Raw genomic sequence first — 22,180 nt, forward strand, 5'->3', positions numbered from 1 at the left:
GTCATATCGTTCTTCGACAGGGACTCTTTTGGACACGACCAAAACCGCTGGCGCTACGTGGATAGTCCGACGCTCAGGACGAATCTATCCGAATAGTGTCTTCGTTCGATCATCCTTCTCTTCCCGTTGCTTGCTTGCTGTTTTCCAGGCCAGAAAGTCAGGAAAGTGACTGTACGGATTGATAGAGTGGGGTCGTCGTGTGATGCGTCCCCAACACTGAGCGATCGCCCGCTCGTCGGTCGGCGCTGCCGAGCGAACGCGGATAACGTACGTCGGTCCCGAGCGATTACGAGCATTGGCTTCGCGTTTCTATGCCTGTGTCGCGTCCTACAGGGCGTGTGTACTGCTCCGCTCGAGAGACTGGAAAATCGATACCGTCGAGCGGACGAATCGACCGACCCGGGGCGAGCGCAGCGAGCACGGACGACACCGGGTGCGCATCCGGCCGCCTCGCGGGTAGGTCCGGCCGATCGGAGTGACCATCGATGAGTAGCACGACGCCGTCACGGGGTTCTTCGGATTCGAACGATTCGATCCAGGTCCTCTTCGTCGACACAGGTAACACGACCGCTGAAGCCGTGAAACCCGTTTTCGAAGACGAGTTCGGGATCGACGTAACGACCGCCTCCGAGGCCGAAGACGTGGTTCGATCGCTCGACACGGTCGACTGCGTCGTCAGCGAGATACGGCCACCGGCGTTCGACGGGCTGGACGTGTTGCGGGACGTTCGGAAATCAGCACCCGGTCTCCCGTACATCGTTTTTTCGGAGGTTCGAGCCGCCGAACTCGTCGGTGAAGCGCTGTCGGCGGGGGCGACGGATTACCTGCGAACGGACGCGGACGACGCCGGATACTGGGTACTCGCCTCGAGAGTAGCGACTGCAGTCGCACGCCACCAGCAGAGAACCGGCGCCGACCGATCGAACGTACCGGACATCGACGTACTGCACGGCAGTTGTCTACTGAACGAATCGCTGCGGTTCGTTGCCGTCAGCGCGAGCTACGCCGAACTTCACGGCCACGACCCGGAGCAACTCGTCGGTGAACCGTGGGCGACCGTGTTCGTGGACGACGACGCGACCGCGCTCGACGACGTCGTCGAACGCGTACACTCCCGAGGGAGCGCAGTCGGGGAAGCGACTGCACGCAGCGGAGACGGGCGTACGTTCCCCGCGCTCGTATCGCTCGCCGGCGCGACTCGAGAGCGGTACGTCTGTACCGCCTTCGACCGCGGTCACCGTCCCACCGTCGCCGGCGGCGATCACGGCACCATCGGTCTCGAGCGTGCACTCGTGAGGGTCGAAACGCTCTTTGCGACGCGTTTCGGGGACGAGGCGTCCACCGTTCGAGATCTCTGTGAGGCCGTCGTCGAGACGATCGAAAACGAAAACGAGTCGGCGGTCGCCGCCGTCTACCTGTACGACGAGAAAATCGACGCACTCCGGCGTCGGGCGGTGACTCCTCGGTTCGAAGACGCGGCCGTCACGTTACCGTTCGACGAGGAATCGACGGCCGTCTGGAACGCCTTCGTCGAACGCGAACCAGCGCTCGTCGCCGATGTACACACTCGGCCGGACGTTCCCGTCCGAGATCCCGCCACAGCCCGTGCCCTCGTCACGCCGGTCGGAACCCACGGCGTTCTCGTCGCGGGGACGCTCGAGGGAGCACGGCCGACGCCGCTCGATCACGCGTTCGTCCGTCTCGTCGGTGCAACTACTGGGCTGGCGCTGGATCGCCTCGACGCTCGACGGCGACTCGATGCGTGTGAACGACGGCTCGAAGCGGCGACCGTGAGCACCGAACGCCTCGACAGCACGGTCGAACTCGTTCGGGGCGTCGCTCGAGTGATCGGCGGCGCGTGGACCCGAGACGAACTCGAGAAGCGAATCTGTGAGCAACTCGTCTCGAGTGAGCGGTACGCGTTTGCCAGAATCGCCGCGCTCGACGAGGTCGACGAGGAGATCCGCGACCGAGCGTGGGCCGGGTCCGAGAAGCGCTACCTCGAGAGCCTCGATTCCAGTGTGAGCGCGCTCGTCGAACAGAACGAACCGATGGCGGGTGCGATCCAGACGCTCGAGTCGCGTGTCGTGCGGCAGTTGCCGACGGGACCGACCGACGAACGCTGGCGACAGGATGCGATTACGCGAGGATACCGATCCGTCGTCGCCGTCCCCCTCGTCTTTCGGGAACGAACATACGGCGGACTGACTGTGTACAGCGAACAGCCGGGCGCATTCGACGAAACCGAACGCGAGATATTCGAGGCGCTCGCCCGGTGGGTCGCACACGCGATGCACGCCATCGAGACGAGAATGGCCCTCGTCGGTCGGGGAGACGTCGAACTCGAGTTCCACATCCGTGATCGAGGGATCCAGTTCCTCGAGTGGGCGCGAGAAACGGGATGTACGGTCGAGTTCGAGACGGTCGTTTCGCGACCCGACGGATCGATTCGCGGCTTCTTCACGACCGACGGGGCATCGGCCGAAACGGTTCTCGAACTCGCCATCCGATCGCCGTCAGTTACCGAGACGCGACTCGTCACGAGCCGGGAGGACAAACACCTGTTCGAGTGTACGTTTACCGAAGACAGCGTCGTTGGCCACCTGCTCGAGTACGGGGTCGTTCCGAAGACGATTTCGACGTCGGAAGTCGCGGGACACCTGGTCGTTTCGCTTCCCGAGCACACGAACGTCAGGGAGTTCGTCGACTTCTTCACCCGGCTGTATCCGGATTCGACGCTCGTCCGACGACAGGATCACGAGTTCATCGACGAATCCGGCTACGGATTCCGTTCGGAACTCGAGAACGCACTGACGGCAAAACAGTTCGAGGCGCTCGAGACGGCGTTCGTGAGCGGCTACTTCGAAATTCCTCGGGATAGGACCGGGGAAGAGACCGCCGAGGTTCTCGGAATCTCGCAACCCACGTTCAACAATCACCTCCGCATGGCGCAGCGGAAACTGCTGTCGATGGTATTCGCCCACGAAACGGATCGCGACGAATGAGGTGGTCGAACGGATGTTACGGCCACCGCTGGGCGCGAGCCGTCTTCGTGGCCCGTTTTCGCTCAGCTGTCGACTCGCGCGACGGGGAGTTGCCCGCTCGAGCGACAGAGATCTGCACGCTCGCGCGGCGGAGAGCCGCAAGCGCACCGAGTTATTCGGTCGATAGCGCGGCGCGGTCTCCAAAACCGGCAGACGAGACCACGAATGCGAGCCGACCGATGGATCTAGGTTGTACGTCATCCAACCACATAGGCGGATAACTCGTACCATAGCGTGTCGTTTGTGATCGTATAGTAGCTGTTGACCGTCGTTCGGAGTTCGTTCACGAACCGGTCGATTGCTGCTATCTCGGGCGACGAGCGTCGGCGCGACACGATCCGGAACTGCCACGGTGTGTCGCCGTCGCCATCACCGTCACCCCTGCCGGTGGCCTCGAGAACGATCTCGACGGATACCGGCGTGCGAGTCGCCGTTGGGCGGCAATCTGCGGTCGCGGAGACAGTCAGACCAACCCATGACATCACACATCAAACTCTACGGTTCGAAGAGTAACCGATTCGAAGAGATCAAAACCAGTATGGAACGGCAACTCGGGTACGAGCCATCGAATCCCGAAGTCGTCGGCCTCATCATGGCCGCCTACGAAACCGAGGAAACCAGCGCACTCCGCGTCGACAATGCACTCCTGTAACACCTGCGGGAGCGACCTCTCTCGAGCGTACACGCGCGTGTTCGGAGACAACGACGGTAGCGTGAGGGCCTGTCTGTACTGTGCGGAGCCGGCACGGCAACGGGAGCGTCTCTCGTCCGACCGTGGCGCACGGACTGCTCCCTTCACACTCGAGCAACGCGTATGAGAAGGTAACGAGAAGCATGGCATTAGAGAATACATTAAACGGAGACCGGACGGATCACGCGATCGAATCCATCGAGAACGCTGTCGACGATGGCATCTACCAACTCGATAGCGACGGGCGGTTCGTTACGGTCAACGATCGGGTCGCCGACGTGACCGGATACGATCGTGACCAGTTACTCGGGAGGCACGTCTCGGTTCTTCTCGACGACGCCACGATCGAGCGGATCGAACGGCGAATCAGCGACCTGGTCCGCACGGGCGAGGAGGCGGCCACGCTCGAACTCGACGTCCGAACGGCGACTGACGGCGTAATCCCGTGTGAGCTGCGGCTGACCGTCCTCCTCGCAGACGGCGAATTCGTGGGTACTGTCGGTGTCGTCCGGGATATCACCGACCGCGTCGAGCGCGAACACGAACTCAGCCGACGGTCGGCGATGATGGAATCGGCCCTGGACGGGATGGGGTTCTCCGACGAAACCGGGGTACTTCGCTACGTCAACCCCGCACTCGCCGACCTTCACGGCTACGACGACCCCGCGGACCTCACCGGGACCACCTGGCACGTCCTCTTCCCGGACGACGAAGTCAGTCGTCTGGAACAGGAGGCCCTGCCGATTCTTCTGGATCGCGGCTACTGGCGCGGTGAAGCCGTCGGCGAGCGGGCGGACGGATCGCGCTTCCACCAGGACCACTCGCTCACCGCCCTCGACGACGGGATCGTGTGTCTCGTCCGCGACGTCAGCAAACGAGAAGCGCGGGAGCACCAGCTCGAGGCGCTCAACGGGGTCTCCCGGGAGTTGATGAGCGCCGACACGCACGACGACATCGCCCGGATCGGCGTCGAGGCGGTCGAGAACGTGCTCGGGTTCGAGTTCGCGTGCGTCCGTCTCTTCGACCGCGACGTGAACCGTCTCGAGTACGGCGCCCTGACCGACAGTGCTCGGGAACTCCTCGAGACGCGGACAGCGTACGATCTGGACGCGACGCTCGCCGGATCCGCGTTCAGAACCGAAGCGACGCAGGTACAGCTGGTCTCGGGGGACGCGCCATCGAGGTCGACCGACGACTCGAGTGTCCACGTTCCGATCGGCCCGTACGGCGTCCTCAGTCTCCTCGTCCCCGGTGCCGAAGCGGTCGACGATAGCGACGTCTACCTCACGGAGATGGTGGCGATGGGTATCGAAGCGGCGTTCGTTCGAGCCGATCGAACGCGCCTGTTTCGCACCCAGGAACGAGAGTTGCGACGGCAGCACCAGAAACTGGAGACGCTGAGTCGAATCAACACCGTCAATACCGAGATCCAGACTGGGCTCATCGCGGCGACGACCCGCGACGAACTCGACCGAACGATCTGCGAGGGGCTGGTCGATTCGGAACTCTACCGAAGCGCCTGGATCGGTCTCCTCGACGGCACTACGGATCGGATCGTGAGATCCGTCGGCGCCGGCGTCGAAGAGAGTTATCTCGACGCGATCACGAAACGGCCGCTCTCGAGAATCGGCGGTGGAACCGTCGAGCGAGCGATCGAAACGAAGGAGATGCAGATCGTTCGGCAGTACCACATCGCCGGTATCGACGAAGCGAGCGAGCGTGAATCCGACGCGAATATCGAGGCGATCGTAGCGGTCCCGCTGCTGTACGGCGATCGGACCGTCGGCGTTCTCGTCATCAATAGCATCCGCGACGACGTCTTCTGTGAGGACGCGATCGCCGGCTTCGAGGCGCTCGGCAGGATCATCGGCTTCGCGAAGAACGCACTCAAAGGTCGGGAGTTACTCCTCTCCGACTCGATCGTCGAACTCGAGTTCACGCTGCGTGACCCCGCCGTCTTTTACACGCAGGTGACGGACGATCTCGACTGCCGTTGCGAATTCGAACGCGCCGTTCCGATCGAAAATGGGCGGGTCATCACCTACGACACGGTCTCCGGCGCCGAGCCGGCGGCCGTCCTCGAGACCGCAGAGCGCGCGGCCCATATCGAAAGCGCTCGCGTGGTCTCGGAGTGGACTGACGGGTTCGTGCTTCAATCGGTTACGTCGCACTCGATGGTTCAGTTTGCGCTCGAGCAGGGGGCGTCGGTCCGATCTGCAGTCGCGGACGGTGGGGAGGGAACGGTCGTTCTCGAAGCGCCGCAGACGTCGGACGTCCGCGAGATCGTGGCAGCGTTCGAGCACGAGTTCGAGACGCTCGACCTCGTCGCCAAGCGCGACCGCGAACGGTCGATACTGACCGCCCGCGAGTTCCGCGACGGCGTCGCGGAGCAACTTACGGAGAAGCAACGCGCGGCACTCGAGGCCGCGTACCTCGCCGGCTACTACGACTGGCCGCGGAAGACCACCGCAGAGGAACTCGCCGATTCGATGGGCGTCTCGTCGTCGACGCTGCACCAGCACCTCCGGAAGGGGGGCCTGAGCCTGCTATCGGCGTTCTTCGAGGACGCACTGGAGTAAGATATTCGGCGATACCGCGGTGCGGTGGTCTCGATATACAACGTCCGCTATACACGATCGACAGGTACACGAACCGAGTACGTCGGTCGTTCGACGGACCTGACATTCTGAGTTTCGCATCTTCGACAGACGGTATCGTTGGCGACTTCGGATCCGTCTCGGTTTCGATCGAAGACCCGTCACCGGTAAGAACGGGGATGACGCCTTCTCTCGTGGCCTCTCGCTGACTCGGCCGTCGACGCTCTTGCCTAGCGGCCGAACGAGGGATCACACGGATCGGGAGCAGCATAAGCGTACCGAAGAGGTCGTGTAAATGGAAGCGATCGCCGGGGAGCCGACTCGCCGGTCTGACCACTGTGTGGGTCGCTATCGGTCGCGGGAAATCGGATTATTGATTAGGTGAAATTATAATATACTGTGTGAGTAATGTGAACCGATCGGATCCCCCAACCTATGAGAGAGACTCCACACAAGTATCCGATATGAGGAAATCCGTCGAGGAGTTCGCCAGCGCCTTCGACGACTGGGCCGAGGAGTACGACGAAGACAACGACTTCGAGGAGCGCCGAGTGATGGAATCTCTGGTGGTCGAACACGCGTCCCCAGGATCTGCGGATACCGTCGTTGACTTCGGAACCGGAACGGGCGCCATCGCTCTGAAGTTGGCCGATGATGCCGACGAGGTCATCGGACGAGACATCAGCACCGGGATGCTCGAACAGGCCCGGAAAAAGGCCGCCGAAGCGGGGATCGAAAACGTGGAGTTCGGAACCGGCAGGTTCCGCGCACCGAACGTCGCAGAAGCGGATGTCGTAGTAACGAACCTCGCTCTCCACCACCTATGCGACGCGGAGAAGCGCGAAGCGGTCCGAACCATCGCGGATCTTGGGCCGCGGCGGATCGTGTTCGGCGAAGCTATGTACTTCGACGATCGAAATCCGGTCGACCCGCTTTTCAGCCCGGACACAGTCTATCCGTCGACGGTCGGGCACATGGTGGACGCGATCACAGCCGCCGGGTACGCGGTAACCGCCGTGGAGAGAGTCCACGAGGAGGCCGGAGTACTGGTCGCGGAGCGGTTCGATGGTTGGTAACGTCTCGTACGCTGCGCGGTCCGGTGTCTTCGCCGTTCATCCCGTTCGCTTCACGCGTCAGAACCGAATTTTACGTGATCGGTCACCGTACCGCTGCATATGACAGAGGATACCGATCACCACCCGTCCACCTACGAGCCGGACGACGCCTTCGCCGTCCTCGGCAACGAGACTCGTATGACCATCCTGCAGATTCTCGGCTCGGCCGACGAGCCCCTGTCGTTCTCGGAGCTGCGCCATCGTCTCGGGATGCGGGATAGCGGCAAGTTCAACTACCACCTCGACAAGCTCGTCGGCCACTTCATCCGCAAAACCGACGAGGGTTACCGGCTCCGGCAGGCGGGGAAACGCGTAATCGAGGCCGTGCTCTCGGGCGCGATAACCGAAACCGCCGTACTCGAGCCGACCTCCATCGACGCGTCCTGTCCCTACTGCGGAGCGGGAATCGAGTTACTGTACCGCGAGGAGCGACTCCTCTATCGCTGCCCCGACTGCCCCGGAACGTTCGCGGGCGAGGCGGCCACTTCCGAGGCGTTCGGCTCGTTGCCCTCCGGAACGATCGAACTCGGCCACTTGCCGTCCGCAGGCCTGCAGGACCGAACCCCTGAGGAGATCGCCGCAGCAAGCAGCGTGTGGGGCGAAGCGGAGTGTCTCGCGCTTGGCAACGGCGTCTGTCCGCGGTGCTCGGCGGTCGTCGATCGAATCGTCCGGGTCTGCGACGATCACAGGTATGGCGACGTCTGTTCAAACTGTGGTCGACGATACGCCGTCCGAGTTGACGCCGCGTGCCGAAACTGCCCGGTACATCACGGCGGCGTTTTGCTGTGGTACCTCGTCTCCGATCCGATGTTTCGATCGTTCTTCGACAGCCGCGGGATCGACGTGTTCCAGCAAGACCCCGGCGACTGGCGTGTCCTCGCGAGGTACGATGAAGAGATCGTCGAACGGGAACCCTTGGAGGTGCAACTCACGTTCACCGTCGACGACGAGGATCTCGTCGTGACTCTCGACGAAGCTCTCGACGTGGTCGAGCGGACGATCGAGTAATCCGCTGAGCTGGCAAACCGTCCATTGTACCGGGTAGACTCGAGCGCGCCCTTTCACGGCGGAACGAAAGACAGTGTATATCGACAGTAACTGAATTTCAGTTCTGTCCCAACGGCGACAGAATTATAATTCTGCTAACACATAAGTGGAACCCGGCCGTCGAGTACGATGGACGTCACGAAGTGATACCATGTTCGAACTCGACCGAACCGAACGAATCGCCGAAGGAACGTACGTTCAACCGTCCGGTATCGCCGGTGTTGATCCGATTCGGAAACTCGTCGCCCTCGCTGCTCCGATCGGTGCCGCGATCGCCATGTGGATCCACCCCCACGCCGACCACGACGTTTATGCGAGCCTGTCGCCGGTTATCGACGCTTGGGTCGTCGGGCACCTCCTATTGTTCACTTCGATGTCGTTCCTCGCAGTCGGTCTCTACCTGCTGCTGGCCGGCTATCGAGGTGCCGTTGCGACGATCGCCCGTATCGGGACCGCGACCTTCGCATTCCTGTATCTCGGATACGTCGCAATCGTTGGGCTCGCGTCGGGCTTGGTGATCCGCGAAGCCCAGTCGCTCCCGGCAGAGCAACAAGCGGGCGTCGCGGCAGTCGTCGAGTACCTCCACACCGAGCCGCTGCTGTTCTGGGCAGGGGCCCTCGGCGCCGTCGGGTACCTCATTGCGGTCACCGGCATCGCGATAGTGTACTACCGGGCCGGCGCACCACGTATTCCGCTGGTCGGACTAGTCGGATCCGTCGTCGCGCTCGCTGCTCACTCCGGTCTCGGAGCCATCGCGGGAATGGCGCTGTTTTTCGTCAGCGTTGTGTGGCTCGAGTTCGGGTGGACGATCGGGGAGCGCCACGAACGAGACTCATCGACGACCAACGGCAGGACTGGCACCTGAACTGGAAAGTGGCCGGAAAACGAGCGTGTCTATCCTTCCATCTTGCCACCGTTCGCTTCTCGCGGCCGTGAGGTTCCGAATCCCGAAGTGGGTCGCCTTGAATGGACATGAGACTCCGAGTTTTGCATCTTGGAACACTGTGTGTCCGGATGAGTCGATCTATAAGAAGATGTAAAAACATTTATTATATAGTATATATTTATTTAAATATGCTTTGAATTAGTTTCATATACTGCGTTCGCCACTATGTCGTATAGGGAAACTAGTAATCACGTCTGAAGGGCGGTAGACAGAGAGCGATCAAATTTCCTTGACACTACGGGATTTGCGTCATCATCAATCGCTTCCGATGAGGGTTCCAAAAACGGGGGACCGACTCACCGAACGCTCTAACGGCTGTCAGGATTCGACCTCGGAATGCATAGTCCCGGGCGGATTCGAACCGCGGTCACTCCGCTTCGCTCCGTTCCCTGATTCGAATCCTTGGGGATATTTACGCCTCACGAGTTTGTTCGGCGTAAAATAGTCCCGGGCGGATTCGAACCGCCGTCATAGGCTCCAAAGGCCCATATGATTGGCCACTACACCACGGGACTTCTCACTTCGTTCGAAGCCTCGTGTGCCTCGCAAATCCGTTCGGATTTGTTCACCACCACGGGACTCCTCGTTCATCCTCGAGTGCTCGCAGTTCCGGCAGAACTGCGTTCACTTGGGGCTCCAGTTGCGGGATATGAGATGGCCGCACAATAGTGTTACTTTTCGTCTCGAGAAGCGTCCTGCCGTCGCCCGTTCTCCGGCCGTCGATCACCAACCGAGGACGCGCGAGTCTCAATCAGTTCGCGGAATCGACCGCGCGCCGAGACCGAAGGCGACGACGGCCAAGACTGACAGAATCGCGAGGTTCGCCACTGCGGGCTCGAGACCCGCAACTGCAGCGGTTCCGGCCTCGGGGAAGGTCGCCGCGCGAACGCCGCGAGCGAAGTACGTCAGCGGCGAGACGTTCACGAGCGGTTCGAACCAGCCCGGGAGTTGCTCGAGCGAGATGAACGTCTCCGAGAGGAACAGCAGCGGGAGCCCGATGGCGTTACTCGCGGCGACGGCCCCGTCCTGGGAGTCGGTGTAGCTGCCGAGCAGCGCGCCGACGCCGCAGAAACAGACGACGCCGACGAGGATGTACGGCACGAGCCAGAGCGAAAACGCGATCTCGGCGTCCGTCAGGCCGACCACGAGCGCGAGGATGAGCAGACTCGCGAGGCCGATGATGACGGCGTTGACCAGCGTCTGGGCGAGCAGCCACTCGCCGCGGGTCAACGGCGTCGTCGCGAGTTTCTCGAAGCGGTTGCCCTCGCGGTGGCGCGCGACCTCGCTGCCCATCCGCGAGAGCGGGGTGAAGAGCACGACGACGGCGAGATAGGCCGGGACGTAGTACGCCGACGGCTCCGTGAACAGCCCCTCGCCCGTCGGATCCGTTCGTACGAGCGCGCCGAAGATGACGATCAGGATCACCGGGAAGAAGAACGTGAAGAAGACCGCCGTTCGGCGACGGACGAACGACCGCCACCCGGCGCTGGTTTCGGCCCGAACGCGACCGAGCCGACTCACGCCGTCTCACCCGCGCGAGTGAGGTCGTCGGCGCCGGCCTCGTCGGCAGGCCCGCCGCCAGCGCTACCAGTTCGCTCGAGTTCCGTCCGATCCGCCAGCGTGAGGTAGACGTCCTCGAGGTCGGGTTCGGCCCACGAGAGGCCGGTGTACTCGATTCCGCGGGCCTCGAGGTAGTCGACGATCGTGCCGATCGCCGCCGGTTCGATGTCGCGGACGACGACCGCGCTCTCCGACGTTCGATTGCGGGTTCGACCCCGCTCCGGTCGGTCGACGGGGTACTCGAGGTCGGCGAAGGCGTCGGGATCGGCCGCCGTCTCGATCGTGAGTCGACTCGAGCCGCCGTGTTCGCGAACGAGCGCGTCGGGCGTGCCGCGGGCGACGAGCGAGCCGTCGGCGAGCAGGCCGACGCGGTCGGCCAGCCGCTCTGCTTCGGCCATGTCGTGGGTGGTGAGGACGACGGTCGTCCCGCCAGCGGCGAGGTCCTCGATCAGCCGCCAGACCGTTCGGCGGCCGGCGGGGTCGATCCCCGTCGTCGGTTCGTCCAGAAAGAGGACGTCGGGATCGTTGACGAGCGTCGAGCCGACGCAGACGCGTCGTTGCTGGCCGCCCGAGAGGTCCTCGTACCAGGTGTCGCCGGCGTCCGCGAGTCCGACGTCGGCGAGCACTTCGTCCGGATCCCGCGGAGCGTCGTACAGTCCCGCGTAGTAGGACAGCAGTTCGCGAGCGCCGAGCCGATCCGGCGGGGAGAAGTCCTGCGGGAGGACGCCGAGGCGGCTCCGATCGACGGCCGCCGGCGCGTCGCCGAGCACTCGAGCCGATCCCGAATCGGGTTCGGTCGTCCCCGTCAGCGCGCGAACGAGCGTCGTCTTTCCGGCCCCGTTCGGGCCGATCAGCGCGAAGACCTCGCCGCCCGCGACGGAGAGCGACGCCCCCGACAGCGCCGTCGTCTCGCCGTAGGCTTTCTCGACGTCCGTCGCTTCGACTACGGCTGTCATACGGGCCGATTTCGGTCGACCGGGCGTAAGGGGTTCGGTTTGTTGCGACGGTCGTCCTCGACTCGCAGCATTCGAATTCGCCGAGGATCGCTACTGGATCGGTGTTCGTCTCCGCTCTTTCTTGAGGTATGACGTATATACAGTTCGTATTCGTCCCGTACACGAGACGGGGTTCGACCGCTTCGCTCGTCTCAATACCACCGTACCTAGATATATCCGCATAACGAAGGCCGAATCCGTCGGTTATTGATTGAATGGCGTTGGAGAAGCAAACGGGTAGTAATTCCGACGAGTACAGCGTTAGAACGTACGAACCGGGGGATCGGGACGGGATTCTCTCGTTGTTCGAGACTGAATGGGGGTACAGACCCAGTGTCGACTGGTTCGACTGGAAGTACGTCGACGACCCGTACCTCTCCCACGTTCCGATCACGCTCGCCGAACGGGACGGCGAGATCGTCGCCGTGCAGGGATACGTGCCCTGTCGGGTCCGGCGGGGAGAGCACGTCGTCCTGGCGCTCAAACCCGTCGACGCGGTCGTTCACCCGGACCACCGTCGAAAGGGGCTGTACTCGCGAATTACCGAACGAGGGATCAGTTACTACGGCGAGCACGAGTCGGCGTTTTTCTTCAACTTCCCGAACGCCGCGTCGCTCGGCGCACAGCAGAAACTCGGCTGGTCGGAGGTGAGCGTAGTATCGATGTACTACCGGCTGAACCGTCCCAGCGACGTTTTACCGAGCGGTCAGCCGTTCGATTCGGCCGGACAGGTGACGGACGCAGTCGCACGGACGGGTCTGGGTCTGTTCGATCGGCTTACCGCGTCCGGTGCAGGATACGACATCGAACGATACGCGTCGCCCCCCGTGGACGTCCTCGAGTCGATCTACGAGTCGAACGTCCCCCGCGCGTTACACGCCCACCGGGAGGCGCAGTACTACCAATGGCTCCTCGACGCACCGTCCGCCGACCACACCGTGTACGTGGCCGCCCGCGACGACCGTCCCGCCGCTGCTCTCGTCACGCGATCCAACGGCGAGGGGGACGTGATGGTGTTCGATTCGGTACCGCTGGCGTCGAATCACGACGCGTTCGCCGACCTGCTCGGCGCGGTCATCGCCGATAACAGGGACGCCGGCGTGCTGTCGGTGACCGACTATTGCCTTCCACCGTCGCTTCTCTCCCGCTTCGGGTTCGTCAGTTACGAGACGCCGATCCTCTCGCGATACTGTAAACCCACGTATATGGCGGTTCGACCGCTCTGGAACGAGGACGAGTCGGTTCCGTTCTCGCGACAGGAGCTCGCCGACGCGGAGAACTGGTGCGTCTCGTTCCTCGAGGTGAAAGATTAACGGTCGTCGGCGGAGCCGCGTGTTTCAGTCGCGAACACCGGGGTTCCGGCTTCTTGCCCTCGCAGGGTCAACCATTACCCGCCGATTCGTGGTAGCGACGCGGGAATGACGCAGATCGGATACACCCTCTCGAGCGAGGAGCACGGCCCGAGCGAACTGATCGAGATCGCCCGGCGCGCCGAGGACGCCGGCTTCGACTTCCTCTCCATTTCGGACCACTTCCACCCGTGGGTCTCCCAACAGGGAGAGTCACCGTTCGTCTGGTCGACGCTCGGCGGGATCGCCGAAGCAACCGACGACATCGAGGTCGGCGTCGGCGTCACCTGTCCGACGATCCGGATCCACCCGGTCAACGTCGCTCACGCCGTCGCCACCGTCGACGAGATGTTCAGCGACCGGTTCACGTTCGGCGTCGGGACCGGCGAGAACCTGAACGAACACGTCACGGGCGAGCGCTGGCCCGAACACGACGTCCGCCTCGAGATGTTAGACGAGGCGATGGACGTCATGCGCGACCTGTGGACCGGCGAGACGACGAGTCACCACGGCGAACATTACACGGTCGAGAACGCGCGCCTCTACACCGTCCCCGACGAGCGGCCGACGACGATCGCGAGCGCGTTCGGCCCGCAGACGGCGGAGTGGACGGCGGAGAACGCCGACGGACTCTGGTGTTCGGGACCGAAGGGGGAGCCGGTCGAAGCCTACGAGGACGCGGGCGGCGAGGGGCCGAAGTACACCCAGTTGCACGGCTGCTACGCCGAAACCGAGGAGAAGGCGATCGACACGATCTACGAGCAGTGGCCCAACGGCTCGATCCCGGGCGAACTCGGCCAGGAGTTGCCGACGCCGGCTCACTTCGAACAAGCCGCGCAGATGGTCGAGAAAGAGGACATCGCCGAGGCCGGGACGACTACCAGTCCGGACCCGCAGGATCACGTCGACAGCATCGAACAGGCCATCGACGCCGGCTACGATCACATCTACTTCCACCAGATCGGGCCCGACCAGGATCCGGCGATCGAGTTCTACGAGGAAGAAGTGCTGCCGTCGTTCCAGTGACCGGTCGGGGACGCTGCTGGTGACACGCCACTAAAATGAGGAGCAAATAAGAGCTGTTTTCACTGGGGAACTCCGAAGCCGAACCAATGCCGGACTCCGATCGGGATCTTCGAGAGAGCGTAGAACGATCGAGACACGGCGCGCCAGCGGTAGGGGCTGTGGTCCGCGACCGTTTCGAGAGCAACGAGGTGTTCCAGCGGATCATCGCGGCCGCGGACGACGAGATCGACACGGGCTTTCGCGAACTCTTCTTCAGCAGCCTCGCGGCCGGCTTCGCGATCACGCTGACCTTTCTCGCGTACGCCTCGATGTACGCCAAATACGACGGCGATCCCATCCTGAGCGGCTTCATGTATCCGATCGGGTTCATCTACATCATCCTCGGCGGCTACCAACTGTACACCGAGAACACGCTGCCACCGGTCGCGCTGGTCCTCGAGCGCCTGGCGAGTCTCCCCGCCCTGTTCCGGGTCTGGGTGATCGTCCTGATCGGCAACTTCGTCGGTGGCTCGATCGGTGCGCTCGTCCTCTCCCAGACCGGCGTGTTCTCGGACGATGCAGCCATCGAAGCGACCAACATCGCCATGAAAGGAATGGAGACGCCGTTCGCCGACCTCTTATTCAAGGGGGCTTTCGCCGGCCTGATCGTCGCCGGCGTCGTCTGGCTCGACTTCGCCTCCCGCGACACGATCACCCGGTTCTTCCTGGTCTACATGGCCTTCCTCATGATTCCGTTCGCTGACCTGTTCCACGTCGTCGTCTCCTTTACCGAGGTGATGTTCCTCGTATTCAACGGAGAGGTCGCACTCTACGCGGGCCTGACCGAATTCGTCCTGCCAGTGATGCTCGGCAACACGATCGGCGGCGTGTTGCTCGTGACGGTCGTCAACTACTTCCAGACGACCGAACGGCGCCTCGAGGCCGCCCGTCAGGACGGTGCTGAGCGCCAGTTGACGCTCCGCGAGTGGCTCATCGGCGGCCCCGTCGGTCGAGCGTACGTCCCGGCGATGCCGGCTAGCGGTCCGGATCTGACAAAAGAGTCACCGGAGGGCGACGCCCGTTCCCGCTCCGAGCAGCCGGGTGACGAAACCGGCCGCCGGGATCGCGATCCCGATCGAGCAGAGGCCGCGAGCGAGCGAGCGGGCGACGAACTCGAGTATCCCGAAGACGAGCGAGCGTGATCGTCGGCGGACGATCGATGGACGCCGATCCTCCTCCGGCCGTCACCGAACGACGGTAACCGGACAGTCGGCTCGGCGAAGAATCGTCTCCGCGATGCTGCCGAGTAACACCCGTTTCACACCGTCCTTGCCGTGGCTTCCGACGACGATGTGATCGATATCGTTCTCCTCGGCGTAGGAAACGATCGCCTTGGCCGGATGGCCGAACACCAGTTCGGTCTCGATCGACCGTTCGTGCTCCGCTGCGATCGACGTCGCCGTCTCGAGAACGGCGTGCGCCTGTTCCTCCGCCTCGTCGGTCACCGATTCGGCGTTGGAATCGAACGACATCGTCGGCACCTCGGGGACGTGGGCCACGTATATCGTGGTCTCCGGGAACTGCTCGAGTGCGTAGTGCAGTGCATCACGCGCCTCGGGAGAGTCGTCCAGGGCGACAAGAACGCGATCCATACGTCGTCTTGTACGCGAACCGCCAAAACGTTCAACGCTGAGTGTGCCCGTGATCCGTGCGCTCGGTGGGTCCCATCCGTCTGCGCCGACCGACGGATCCGCTAGCGTGCGCTACCCACGAGGCGGGCGATGAGAACGTGATGGCGCCGCTACCGTGGCGCGCTGGATCGCTGGACCTCGATACGTCCGTCGTCGGAAATATCGACCGTATACGGCCGCTCGTTCGAGATTTTGAACGTGATAACCGTCTCGCCGTCCCCGGTTCCGTCGCCGAGGAGCGTATCGAGCGCGTCCGGATTGATGTGTTCGTGGAGGACGAACCCGAGTTCGGTCGGGGCCTCGATCGGATCGACGTCGCTGACGGCGCAGATCGCGTGGATGACGGCGATGCTGGCCGGCGTCGCGGCGTCGTACTCGTGAACGATCGTATCCGACGCGTCCGCAGATCTGAGTTTACGGACGACCGACTCTCTCGATCCCATTAGCCGATGTGGCAGGCCGGACACTGAAGACGACTGGCCATGGGCCAGCAAGCATCGCCCCGGGCGGAGACTCGACGACGGGGAGCGATTCACCGCTTCCCCATCCGTTTTGCCCCTCGCAGTCGAACGCGGCGTATGGAGTACACCACGCTCGGTAACACGGGCACGACCGTCTCGAGAGTCTGTTACGGTACCTGGCGATTCGGCCGGGAAACCGGCGGCGTCGTCGAAACCGACCGAGAGGAGGCCCACGAACTGCTCGACGCGGCCCGGGATCACGGCATCAACTTCATCGACACGGCCAACGTCTACGGCGATCCCGACGGGAAGAGCGAGCAGTGGATCGGCGAGTGGCTCGAGGACCGCGACCACGACCGCGAGGACTTCGTCATCGCCTCGAAGGTCTACTTCCCGTTCGACGGCTGGGGCGCCCCCGGTCCGAACGACTCCGGCCTCGGGCGCAAACACATCCGCGCCCAGATCGAGGGCACCCTCGAGCGGCTCGGAACGGACTACCTCGACCTCTACTACATCCACCGATGGGACGAGGAGACGCCGATCGAGGAGACGATGTCGGTGCTTTCGGACCTCGTTCGCGAAGGCAAAGTCAACCACCTCGGCGCGAGTACGATGGCCGCCTGGCAACTCACCAAGGCGCTCTGGACCAGCGACGCCGAGGGCCTCGAGCGCTTCGACGTCACCCAGCCGATGGTCAACGCCGCCCACTACGACGTCGTCGGCGACTACCTCGACGTCTGCGCCGATCAGGATCTCGCCGTCTGTCCGTACTCGCCGCTGGGCGGGGGCTTCCTGACCGGGAAGTACGACCAGGCCGAGGACGGCTCCGTGGAAGCGCCCGACGGCTCCCGCGCCAGTCTCGACGATCTGTTCGAAGACCGCTACGCGACCGACCGCGCCTGGGACGTCCTCGAGGCCGTCGAGGCCGTCGCCGACGAGGTCGACGCCACGCCGGCGCAGGTCTCGCTGCGCTGGCTGATGGACCAGGGTCGCTTTACGTGTATTCCGATCGTCGGTGCGCGCTCGCCCGACCAACTCGCGGAGAACGTCGGCGCGGTCGAGGTCGATCTCAGCGACGAGCAGTTCGAGCGGATCGACGCGGCCCGAAACGGCGACGAATAGGGTCGCCACTGAACGTCGGTGCGCACCCGATCGCACGACAGCTATGCGGTCGGTGTGTGAACCGGTTCAGTTAGTAGGATCGTACGATCGGTCGAGCGATCCCTTCGAGCGATCATTACGGGCGAACGACCCGAACTGGGGACGGAAAACCAGCAGCTTTCATACGCTCTACTTTGTAGAATGGGCTAATGAATACGTGGTGGCGACGGATCGGGCTCTCGCTCGTCGCCGTTTTCGGGATCGTGGTCGTTTACGCCCTCATCTACCAGTGGGGGATGGCGACGTACGAAGGCGAGGAGCGGACCCTGATCAAGTCGACACAGCTCGTCATCGAAATCCTGACGACCGCCGTGTTCGGCGGCGATACGGATTTCTGGACCACTGCGCCGATGAACCTCATCGTCATCGGGATGAATCTCAGCGGCGTGTTGCTCGTCTTTCTCGCCCTGCCCTTCGTCGTCGTGCCGCTCTTCCAGCGGGCCCTCGAGACCCAACCACCCGAGTCGACCGATCTCGCCGATCACATTATCATCTGTTCGCACTCCGAACGGGAAGACGTCCTCAGAAACGAACTCGAGGCCGCGGACGTCCCGTCCGTCTTCATCGAGGACGATCCCGAGGTGGTGACGGCGCTGATCGACAACGGGATCGAGGCGATGATCGGCGATCCGGTGCAGGTAGAGACGCTCAGGGCGGCGAACATCGGCGACGCTCGCGCCCTCGTAGTCGACGTCTCCGACGAAGCGAATCCGGAAGTGATCCTCACGGCGCGGGAACTCCGCGACGACATCAGGATCATCAGCGTCGCGGAGGACCGCGAGGTCGCGACCTACCACCGGTACGCCGGCGCGGACGAGGTCGTCCGGCCGCGGCAGGTACTCGGCCGCAGTCTCGCCGGGAAAGCGGCCATGGCGGTAACCGCCGAGCTGCAGGAGACGATCGAGCTCGGCGACCAGCTCGAGATCACCGAGTTCCTCGTCGAGCGAGACAGCGAGATCGCCGGGCAAACGATCGCCGAGTCGGGCATGCGCGATCGAATGGGGATCGACGTGATCGGGGCGTGGTTCAACGGTGAATTCGTCCCGGCTCCCGACCCCGAGACGGTCATCGACACCAATACGATCCTGCTCGTCGCCGGTTCAAACGAGACGCTGACGGAACTGACCTCCCGAACGATATCGCCGTCGAGCGGCTCGTACCGCGTGGTCGTCGGCGGCTACGGGGAGGTCGGTCGCACCGTCAGCGAGACGCTCACCTCGTCCGACGTTCCGCACACGATCATCGGCGATTTCGAGAACGAAAATATCGACGTCGTCGGCGACGTTACAGACGTCAATACGCTCATCGGCGCGGACATCGAGAACGCTCGCTCTATCGTCCTCGCGCTCGACGACGACACGGCGGCCATCTACGCAACGCTCGTCCTCGAGAAAATTGCGCCGAACGTCGAAGTGATCGCGCGGGCCAACGAGACCGAGACCGTCCGCAAACTCTACCGCGCGGGCGCCGAATACGTCCTCGCGCTGTCGACGGTGACGGGGCGGATGCTCTCGTCGGTCTTGCTCGAGGACGAGGAGATCCTGACCCCGGAGACGCAGTTCGAGATCATCCGTACGACGGCGCCCGCGCTCGTCGGTCGGAGTCTGGGGGAGGCCGACGTTCGCGCGCGAGTCGGCTGTACGGTCGTCGCGGCCGAACGGAACGGCGAGTTGCTGACGAACCTCGGCGCCGATTTCACCGTCCGGGCGGACGACACGCTCATCGTCGCCGGCAGCGACGAGACCGTCAACCGGTTCATCGAAATCGCCCGGTGACGCCTCGCGGGGAGGAAACGACGGCGGGGACCAGTCCACTCGTTTCGGGAACGCCGACGACCTCGAGCGTCACCACGCCAGCGGCGGCGAGGATCACGAGCACGATCAAAACGGTACCCCAGGCGATGGCCGCGATTTTCGCCGCATCGATCCAATCGCCGGGATACCGCCGGCCGATCAGCGCGACGTAGACGACGAACAGGAGGAGCTGGCCGAGCACCGGCACCCAGCCGAACAGCGCTCCGCCGACGACCAGCACGAGCGCGCCGATCAACCCGGTGATCGCGGCGTTGACGTAATCGTCCGAGTCGAGGACGTACCGAGCCCCGAGGTAGACACCCAGCCCGCCGGTCAGCAGACTGGCGACGAACGTGGTGACGAAGACCATTCGTTCGCACTATCGACGCGAGACCCAGGGTGGTATCGCTTGCACCTGCCCCCCTCCGGATACCGATTCTTCCGGCACCCGATATCGGCTCTCGGGACCCGGCGTTCGCTCGAGGAGCGCCGAGGTACGCTCGCGATGGGCGCTCAGGACGCGTCCTCGACGCCCGCGAGAATCTCGTCGGTGTCGAACGGATCGTCGACGAATTCGCCGTCGACGACGACCGACGGCGTTTCCTCGACGCCGGCGTCCTCGCCGCGTTCCCGGTCGGCGGCGATCGTCGGATAGTAGGTCCCGTCCTCGAGCGCGACCGCGACGACGTCCGGATCGACGTCGACCGTCTCCGCGGCCGTCGCGAGGGCTTCGTCGCTCCGATAGTCGTTCTCGTACAGCACGCGCTTGTACGCGAAGAACTCCCCGGCGGGTTTCTCGTCGGTCCCGGTCTCGGCCTGGACGGCTCGAGCGGCGTTCGCCATCGGGACGGCCTCGTCCTCGACGGGGATCGGAAAGTCGGTGTGGCGGTACGTGATCTCGCCGGGCTCGATCAGCTCGGTCTCGAGTTGCGGAACGACGTCGCTCTGGAAGTCGCGGCAGGACGGACAGGTGAAATCGGTGTAGACCTCGACGGTCACGTCGCCGCTGTCGAGCGTCGGCGGCGAGAGCTGTCGGTCGGGCTTGACGTCCTCGAGTTCTTCCGGACTCCGTTCACCGAGCAGCGAGGTGCAGCCGGCCAGTCCGGCCGTCAGGCTCGTTCCGACGGCGACGGCGAGAAACGATCGACGGTGCATTGAACTGGAGAGACGACGGAGACGCGGTTAGGGACATCGATACGCGTCGGCGCGGCCCGGTCGGCGTCAGATGACGAGCGCGTCGATCAGCACCGCCACGAGGACGGCTCCGAGGAAGGCGTTTGAGGCGTGGAACGACCGGAACGCCGCGACTTCGGTCTGCTCGAAGTGGAGCCGGATCGCGGCCCACAGGAAGATCCCGCCGAAGACCGCGACCGTCGCCGCGTAGAGCGCGCCGAGGTCGGTGATCCAGGCGAGCGCGATCGTCCCGACGAGCGTCGCGGCGATGTAGTAGACGATGTGTTTTCGGGTCTCGGTCTCGCCGCGCACGACGGGCATCATCGGGAAGCCGCCGCGAGCGTAGTCGTCCTTGTAGGCCAGCGCGAGGTTGTAGAAGTGCGCCGGCGTCCAGAGGAAGATCACGCCCGCGAGCGCGAGCGCCGGCCAGCCGATCTCGTTGGTCACGGCGGCCCAGCCGATGAGCGCCGGCAGCGCGCCGGCGGCGCCGCCGATGACCGTGTTCTGGACCGTGTTGGGTTTGAGCACGAGCGTGTAGACGACGCTGTAGAAGACGATCGCGGCGAGTCCGAGCGCGGCCGCGAGGCGGTTGATCGTCAGGAAGGTCGCCAGCGAGGCGATCGTCAGCAGCACGCCGAAGGCCAGCGCGTTCCGAACCGGAACGAGCTGCGTCGCCAGCGGTCGGTCGGCCGTCCGGGACATCCGCTGGTCGACGTCGCGCTCTAAGACGTGGTTGAACGTCCCGGAGGCGCCGATCGCGAGGACGCCGCCGCCGAGCGTGGCGACGATCACTTCGGGAGTCAGATCGGGGCCGGCGGCCAGCGCCATCCCGGCGGCGGCGACGAGACAGAGCAGCCACATCAGGCGCGGCTTCATCATCTTGAAGTACGCGAAGGCGGTGAGGCGGGCTCGAGCGAGCCGTCCGGTGGGAAGCGAACGAGCCCCGGTAGCCTCCCCCTCGGCGGTGACGGCCTCGAGCGGTTCGGGTTGCTCGATCGTATCGTTCGCCTCGCCGGTCGCGAGTTCGAGGTCCCAGGCGAGCGCGAGCACGACGGCCGTGAAGATCACGAGGCCGAGCGTGAGGTGGAGTCCGGGGACGATCGCCGCGGGCCCGAAGACCGCCGTCGCGGCACCGACGCCGACCTGAACGACGTAGAGGACGGCGGCGGCGAGGATCGTCCACCGGACGCGACTCGAGACGTCGCCGAGGACGGTGGCGACGGCCGTAGCAGCGACGAGCAGACCGACGAGGACCGCTGCGAGGCGGTGGCCCCAGGCGATCACGAGTTCGGTCTGACTCAGCGGATCGGCCGGTGCGTGGCAGGTCGGCCAGGTCGAACACGACGATGCCGCGTTCGTCAGCGAGGTCGTTGCGCCGACGATCAACAGGAGGTAGACCCCGAGCGCGGTCGCTGCGAGGAGCGCAGAGAAGCGTTGTCGGCTACCGATCGGGCGGGGAAACGACGACGATGTAGTTGCCACGACTGTTCTCGTCTGAAACGTTCGACTCTGCGTATTTATGAGTCCCGCTTTTCCCGCTATCCGGCGGGCC

17 protein-coding genes, 1 tRNA gene and 1 pseudogene are annotated in these 22,180 nt (G+C 63.9%); 11 read left to right on the top strand and 8 right to left on the bottom strand.

The window, feature by feature from the left end:
• Positions 1 to 485: 485 nt before the first annotated feature.
• The 6 genes from ACSFC7_RS11520 (at position 486) to ACSFC7_RS11545 (ending at position 9,359) form a co-directional block, all read left to right on the top strand.
• Positions 486 to 3,005, top strand: a complete 2,520-nt coding sequence (locus tag ACSFC7_RS11520; RefSeq protein WP_436347826.1) for a bacterio-opsin activator domain-containing protein — start codon at positions 486 to 488, stop codon at positions 3,003 to 3,005.
• 677 nt (positions 3,006 to 3,682) lie between these two features.
• Positions 3,683 to 3,862, top strand: a complete 180-nt coding sequence (locus ACSFC7_RS11525; RefSeq protein WP_436347827.1) for a DUF7563 family protein — start codon at positions 3,683 to 3,685, stop codon at positions 3,860 to 3,862.
• Between the two features lie 16 nt (positions 3,863 to 3,878).
• Complete coding sequence (locus tag ACSFC7_RS11530; RefSeq protein WP_436347828.1) at positions 3,879 to 6,314, top strand: bacterio-opsin activator domain-containing protein; 2,436 nt, start codon at positions 3,879 to 3,881, stop codon at positions 6,312 to 6,314.
• 482 nt (positions 6,315 to 6,796) lie between these two features.
• Positions 6,797 to 7,408 carry a class I SAM-dependent methyltransferase gene (locus tag ACSFC7_RS11535; RefSeq protein WP_436347829.1) on the top strand — a complete coding sequence of 204 codons (612 nt, stop codon included), beginning with the start codon at positions 6,797 to 6,799 and terminating at the stop codon, positions 7,406 to 7,408.
• Positions 7,409 to 7,507: 99 nt separating this feature from the next.
• Positions 7,508 to 8,455: a winged helix-turn-helix domain-containing protein gene (locus ACSFC7_RS11540; RefSeq protein WP_436347830.1), complete on the top strand. Its 948-nt coding sequence runs from the start codon at positions 7,508 to 7,510 to the stop codon at positions 8,453 to 8,455.
• A 190-nt stretch (positions 8,456 to 8,645) separates the two neighbouring features.
• Positions 8,646 to 9,359 (top strand): hypothetical protein, encoded by a 714-nt coding sequence (locus ACSFC7_RS11545; RefSeq protein ID WP_436347831.1) that lies wholly within the window; start codon positions 8,646 to 8,648, stop codon positions 9,357 to 9,359.
• A 523-nt stretch (positions 9,360 to 9,882) separates the two neighbouring features.
• Here the strand turns inward: ACSFC7_RS11545 and ACSFC7_RS11550 are convergent.
• The 3 genes from ACSFC7_RS11550 to ACSFC7_RS11560 all read right to left on the bottom strand — a co-directional run bounded on the left by ACSFC7_RS11550 (position 9,883) and on the right by ACSFC7_RS11560 (position 11,956).
• A tRNA-Gln gene (locus tag ACSFC7_RS11550) sits at positions 9,883 to 9,955 on the bottom strand.
• Between the two features lie 232 nt (positions 9,956 to 10,187).
• On the bottom strand, positions 10,188 to 10,961 hold the full coding sequence (locus ACSFC7_RS11555; protein WP_436347832.1) for an ABC transporter permease: 774 nt from the start codon (positions 10,959 to 10,961) through the stop codon (positions 10,188 to 10,190).
• On the bottom strand, positions 10,958 to 11,956 hold the full coding sequence (locus ACSFC7_RS11560) for an ABC transporter ATP-binding protein (RefSeq protein WP_436347833.1): 999 nt from the start codon (positions 11,954 to 11,956) through the stop codon (positions 10,958 to 10,960). The genes ACSFC7_RS11555 and ACSFC7_RS11560 overlap by 4 nt, the downstream gene beginning before the upstream one ends.
• Before the next feature lie 254 nt (positions 11,957 to 12,210).
• On the opposite strand from ACSFC7_RS11560, the gene ACSFC7_RS11565 reads away from it, so the two are divergent.
• The 3 genes and pseudogenes from ACSFC7_RS11565 to ACSFC7_RS11575 form a co-directional block, all read left to right on the top strand.
• Positions 12,211 to 13,308: a GNAT family N-acetyltransferase gene (locus tag ACSFC7_RS11565; protein ID WP_436347834.1), complete on the top strand. Its 1,098-nt coding sequence runs from the start codon at positions 12,211 to 12,213 to the stop codon at positions 13,306 to 13,308.
• Between the two features lie 105 nt (positions 13,309 to 13,413).
• The gene (locus ACSFC7_RS11570) at positions 13,414 to 14,370 is read left to right on the top strand and encodes a TIGR03557 family F420-dependent LLM class oxidoreductase (RefSeq protein ID WP_436347835.1); all 957 of its coding nucleotides are present in this window, start codon (positions 13,414 to 13,416) and stop codon (positions 14,368 to 14,370) included.
• An 86-nt stretch (positions 14,371 to 14,456) separates the two neighbouring features.
• Positions 14,457 to 15,374 (top strand): annotated as a pseudogene (locus ACSFC7_RS11575) (formate/nitrite transporter family protein); the annotation flags it as partial.
• Positions 15,375 to 15,593: 219 nt separating this feature from the next.
• Here ACSFC7_RS11575 and ACSFC7_RS11580 read toward each other — a convergent pair.
• Positions 15,594 to 16,001 (bottom strand): universal stress protein, encoded by a 408-nt coding sequence (locus ACSFC7_RS11580; RefSeq protein ID WP_436347836.1) that lies wholly within the window; start codon positions 15,999 to 16,001, stop codon positions 15,594 to 15,596.
• Between the two features lie 149 nt (positions 16,002 to 16,150).
• On the bottom strand, positions 16,151 to 16,483 hold the full coding sequence (locus ACSFC7_RS11585) for a HalOD1 output domain-containing protein (protein ID WP_436347837.1): 333 nt from the start codon (positions 16,481 to 16,483) through the stop codon (positions 16,151 to 16,153).
• 135 nt (positions 16,484 to 16,618) lie between these two features.
• On the opposite strand from ACSFC7_RS11585, the gene ACSFC7_RS11590 reads away from it, so the two are divergent.
• Positions 16,619 to 17,623 carry an aldo/keto reductase gene (locus ACSFC7_RS11590; RefSeq protein ID WP_436347838.1) on the top strand — a complete coding sequence of 335 codons (1,005 nt, stop codon included), beginning with the start codon at positions 16,619 to 16,621 and terminating at the stop codon, positions 17,621 to 17,623.
• A 188-nt stretch (positions 17,624 to 17,811) separates the two neighbouring features.
• Positions 17,812 to 19,437 carry a potassium channel family protein gene (locus ACSFC7_RS11595; RefSeq protein WP_436347839.1) on the top strand — a complete coding sequence of 542 codons (1,626 nt, stop codon included), beginning with the start codon at positions 17,812 to 17,814 and terminating at the stop codon, positions 19,435 to 19,437.
• Here ACSFC7_RS11595 and ACSFC7_RS11600 read toward each other — a convergent pair.
• From ACSFC7_RS11600 to ACSFC7_RS11610, 3 genes are all read right to left on the bottom strand, one after another.
• Positions 19,418 to 19,825, bottom strand: coding sequence for a hypothetical protein (locus tag ACSFC7_RS11600; protein WP_436347840.1), 408 nt, complete (start codon positions 19,823 to 19,825; stop codon positions 19,418 to 19,420). The genes ACSFC7_RS11595 and ACSFC7_RS11600 overlap by 20 nt on opposite strands.
• A gap of 143 nt (positions 19,826 to 19,968) precedes the next feature.
• Positions 19,969 to 20,610: a DsbA family protein gene (locus ACSFC7_RS11605; RefSeq protein ID WP_436347841.1), complete on the bottom strand. Its 642-nt coding sequence runs from the start codon at positions 20,608 to 20,610 to the stop codon at positions 19,969 to 19,971.
• A gap of 66 nt (positions 20,611 to 20,676) precedes the next feature.
• Positions 20,677 to 22,110: a heme o synthase gene (locus ACSFC7_RS11610; RefSeq protein WP_436347842.1), complete on the bottom strand. Its 1,434-nt coding sequence runs from the start codon at positions 22,108 to 22,110 to the stop codon at positions 20,677 to 20,679.
• Positions 22,111 to 22,180: the final 70 nt, after the last annotated feature.

This window comes from Natronorubrum halobium, from assembly GCF_051351675.1.
Taxonomy (GTDB): Archaea; Halobacteriota; Halobacteria; order Halobacteriales; family Natrialbaceae; genus Natronorubrum.